General features: G+C 74.2%; 4 protein-coding genes. 3 read left to right on the top strand and 1 reads right to left on the bottom strand.

Features of this window, described 5'->3' with window-relative positions:
• Positions 1-298: 298 nt before the first annotated feature.
• Positions 299-679: a primosomal protein gene (locus tag ACRYR7_RS24755; protein ID WP_432574999.1), complete on the bottom strand. Its 381-nt coding sequence runs from the start codon at positions 677-679 to the stop codon at positions 299-301.
• 105 nt (positions 680-784) lie between these two features.
• Between ACRYR7_RS24755 and ACRYR7_RS24750 the strand changes: the two genes are divergently transcribed.
• The 3 genes from ACRYR7_RS24750 (at position 785) to ACRYR7_RS24740 (ending at position 3,793) form a co-directional block, all read left to right on the top strand.
• Complete coding sequence (locus ACRYR7_RS24750) at positions 785-1,009, top strand: DUF5703 family protein (protein ID WP_432574998.1); 225 nt, start codon at positions 785-787, stop codon at positions 1,007-1,009.
• Between the two features lie 62 nt (positions 1,010-1,071).
• On the top strand, positions 1,072-2,559 hold the full coding sequence (locus ACRYR7_RS24745) for an amino acid permease (protein WP_432574997.1): 1,488 nt from the start codon (positions 1,072-1,074) through the stop codon (positions 2,557-2,559).
• A gap of 118 nt (positions 2,560-2,677) precedes the next feature.
• The gene (locus ACRYR7_RS24740) at positions 2,678-3,793 is read left to right on the top strand and encodes an LLM class flavin-dependent oxidoreductase (protein ID WP_432574995.1); all 1,116 of its coding nucleotides are present in this window, start codon (positions 2,678-2,680) and stop codon (positions 3,791-3,793) included.
• Positions 3,794-3,827: the final 34 nt, after the last annotated feature.

Genomic DNA, 3,827 nt, shown 5'->3' with positions numbered 1-3,827 from the left:
CCCCGCCCCCCCCCGCCCCCCGCCGGACCCGCCCCCCCCCCCCCCCCCCCCCCCCCCCCCCCCCCCCCCCCCCCCCCCCGGGCCGCCGGCGCGGCGCGCCGGTCGGGGGGTCGGGGCGCGCCGGGCGCTGCGGCGCGGCGCGGTGCTGGGGTGGGGGCGGGCTGTGAGCACGCCCGGACCCTACCGACGCGGGCGCGCGGCGCCGTGCCGCGCGCGCGGAGCGCCACGACAGGCGCGGGGACCGATCACCGAACCCTCACACCGGCCCGCCCGCCCACGCCGGACGGGGGCGGGACGGTCAGCGGCGCGCGCGCGCCCCGCCCGAGGCGCCCGGGCCGGCGGCGCCGCCGCGGTCCTCGTCGTCCTCGTCCGCGTCGTCGTCGAGGTCGTCCTCGTCGTCGGGCTCGTCCTCGGCGTCCTCGTCGTCGTCCTCGTCGAGGTCGTCGTCGTCCTCGTCGTCCTCGCGCTCGTCCTCGACGTCGTCATAGAGGACGAAGGGCGTCACCTCGTCGTAGGCGTCGTAGATCGCCTCCTCGTACACCTCGAAGGCGTCGGCGACGCGCTGGTAGGCGGCGGCCACGGCGGGGTCCGTCTCCCCGCGCCGGTCGGCCGCGGCGGCGAGGTGGTCCTCGAGGGCTGCGACGAGACGTGCCAGGGCGGCGCGCGGGTCGGGCGTCATGCGCTGACCGTAGCGGAGTCGGTGCACCGGTGACGCCTGCCGGTGACGCCCGCCGGGCCGCCGTCCGCCGCGCGCGCCCGCGCCCGCTGGTGGACAATGCCCTCGATGGCCGCTGACACCAGGACCGCCGGGCACCGCCCCCCCGGCGAGCAGTACGAGTACCGGGTCCTCACCCTGCCCCGGGAGACCACCCGCGCCCAGGCGCGCCAGCTGCTGACCGAGCAGGCGGAGTACGGGCACTGGGAGCTGGCGCGGGTGCGCCTGTACCTGGGCGGGGCGCGGCGCGTGTGGTTGCGCCGGAAGATCATCCGGGTGGCGCGGACCGGCTGATCCCCTACCCTCGACGGGCCCTGCGCACCGCGGGGCGCAGGGCTCAGCGAGAGGGGACGCCCGTGGGGGTGCTGCGCACCAAGAGCGTCGAGGACGCGATCCGCGACACGGACGAGCCGGGCTCCCGGCTGCGCAAGTCCCTGAGCGCCTGGGACCTCACGGTCTTCGGCGTCGGGGTGATCATCGGCACGGGCATCTTCGTCCTCACCGGGGAGGCCGCCGGCACCCGCGCGGGACCCGGCGTGGCGATCTCCTTCGTGGTCTCGGGCCTGGTGTGCGCGCTGGCGGCGCTGTGCTACGCGGAGTTCGCCTCCACGGTGCCGGTGGCGGGCTCGGCCTACACGTTCTCCTACGCCAGCCTGGGCGAGGTCGTCGCCTGGATCATCGGCTGGGACCTGCTGCTGGAGCTAGCCCTGGGCGCGGCGACGGTCGCGGTGGGCTGGTCCAGCTACGCCGCGGACCTGCTCTCGCAGACGCTGGGGCTGGAGCTGCCGGCGTGGCTGTACTCCTCCTCCCCGAGCCTGACCGAGCCGAACCTCATCGCGGCCGCGGTGGTCCTCGTGCTCACCGCGGTGCTGTGCGTGGGCACCAAGACCTCCGCGCGCGTCAACGCCGTCATCGTGTGCGTGAAGCTGGCCGTGGTGGCGGTCGTGATCGTCGCCGGGCTGTTCTTCGTCAAGGCCTCGAACTACTCGCCGTTCGTCCCGCCCACCGGCTCGCGCGGCGCCTCGGCGACCCCGGCGGACCCCTCCCTGTGGCAGGACCTGGGGGTGCCCCTGGGCACCTTCGGCGTCGGCGGGGTGCTGACGGCCGCGGCGCTGGTCTTCTTCGCCTTCATCGGCTTCGACATCGTCGCCACCGCGGCGGAGGAGACGAGGAACCCGCAGCGCGACGTCCCCCGCGGCATCTTCGGCTCGCTGGCGATCTGCACCGTGCTGTACGTGGCGGTCTCGCTCGTCATCACGGGCATGGTCAAGTACGACCGCATCAGCGTGGAGGCCCCGCTGGCGGCGGCCTTCCGCGACGTGGGCGCGGGCGCGGTGGCCACCCTGATCAGCGTGGGCACGGTGGCCGGCCTGCTGACGGTGATGATGATCCTGATGCTGGGGCAGAACCGGGTGCTCTTCGCGATGAGCCGCGACCGCCTCATCCCGGGCTGGTTCGCCAAGGTCTCCGAGGAGCGCGGGGTGCCCGTGCGCATCACCGTGATCACGGGCGCGGTGGTGGCCGTGGTGGCCGCCTTCACCCCGATCAGCGACCTGGCCGAGATGGTCAACATCGGCACCCTGTTCGCGTTCGTGCTCGTCTCGGTGGGCGTGGTGGTGCTGCGCCGCAAGCGCCCGGACCTGCACCGCGCCTTCCGGGTGCCCCTCTCCCCGGTGCTGCCGATCCTGTCCGCGGTGGCCTCCCTGGTCCTCATGGGCTTCCTGCCCGGGCTGAGCTGGGTGCGCCTGGGCATCTGGATGGCGATCGGGGTGGTCGTGTACTTCCTCTACGGCCACCGCCGCTCCCGCCTGGCGCAGGCCGAGCGCTCCGCCGGCGGCGCCTGAGAGCACCCGCGCCCGCCCGGGTCGGCCGGGCGGGCGCGCGGGCCCGGGAACAGACCGCGCGGGGCGCCCGTTGGGGCGGGTACATGCAGATGCATGGACTACACGAGGAGCGGTCACCATGCAGTTCGGGATCTTCACCGTCGGCGACGTCACGCCCGACCCCACCACGGGCCGGACCCCCACCGAGGCCGAGCGCATCCAGGCGATGATGACGATCGCCGAGCACGCCGAGCAGGTGGGCCTGGACGTCTTCGCCACCGGCGAGCACCACAACCGGCCGTTCGTGCCCTCCTCGCCGACGACGATGCTGGGCTACCTGGCCGGGCGCACCAGCCGCATCACCCTCTCGACGTCCACGACGCTGATCACCACCAACGACCCGGTGAAGATCGCCGAGGACTTCGCGATGCTGCAGCACCTGTCCGGCGGGCGCACCGACCTCATGCTCGGGCGCGGCAACACCGCCCCGGTGTACCCGTGGTTCGGCAAGGACCTCTCCAAGAGCGTCGAGCTGACGGTGGAGAACTACCAGCTGCTGCGCCGGCTGTGGGACGAGGACGTCGTCACCTGGGAGGGCAAGCACCGCACCCCCCTGCACGGCTTCACCTCCACCCCGCGCCCCCTGGACGGCGTGGCGCCCTTCGTCTGGCACGGCTCCATCCGGACCCCGGAGGTCGCCGAGATCGCCGCGTACTTCGGCGACGGGTACTTCGCCAACAACATCTTCTGGCCCAAGGAGCACTACATCCGCCTGATCAACCTGTACCGGGAGCGGTACGCCCACTACGGGCACGGCACCCCCGAGCAGGCGATCGTCGGCCTCGGCGGGCAGGTGTACATGGCGAAGAACAGCCAGGACGCGGTGCGCGAGTTCCGCCCCTACTTCGACAACGCCCCCGTCTACGGGCACGGGCCCTCGCTGGAGGAGTTCACCGCCCAGACCCCGCTGACCGTGGGCACGCCCGAGCAGGTGGTGGAGAAGACCCTGACCTTCCAGGAGTTCTTCGGCGACTACCAGCGCCAGCTCTTCCTCGTCGACCACGCCGGTCTGCCGCTGAAGACGGTCCTGGAGCAGATCGACATGCTCGGCGAGCAGGTCGTGCCGGTGCTGCGCCGCGAGTTCGAGGCGCGCCGCCCCGCGCACGTGCCCAGCGACCCGCCCACCCACGCCAGCCGCGTCGCCGCCCGCGACGCCGCGCTCGCCGCGGCGGGCGCCCAGCCCGTCGGTGCCTGACGGCCCCACCCCCCCGCCCGCCGCGGCGGGCGGG

The sequence above is a fragment of the Kineococcus gurbantunggutensis genome, assembly GCF_050871925.1.
Taxonomy (GTDB): domain Bacteria; phylum Actinomycetota; class Actinomycetes; order Actinomycetales; family Kineococcaceae; genus Kineococcus.
The sequence above is the reverse complement of the archived record's forward strand: the minus strand, read 5'-3'. Positions and strand labels throughout refer to the sequence as shown.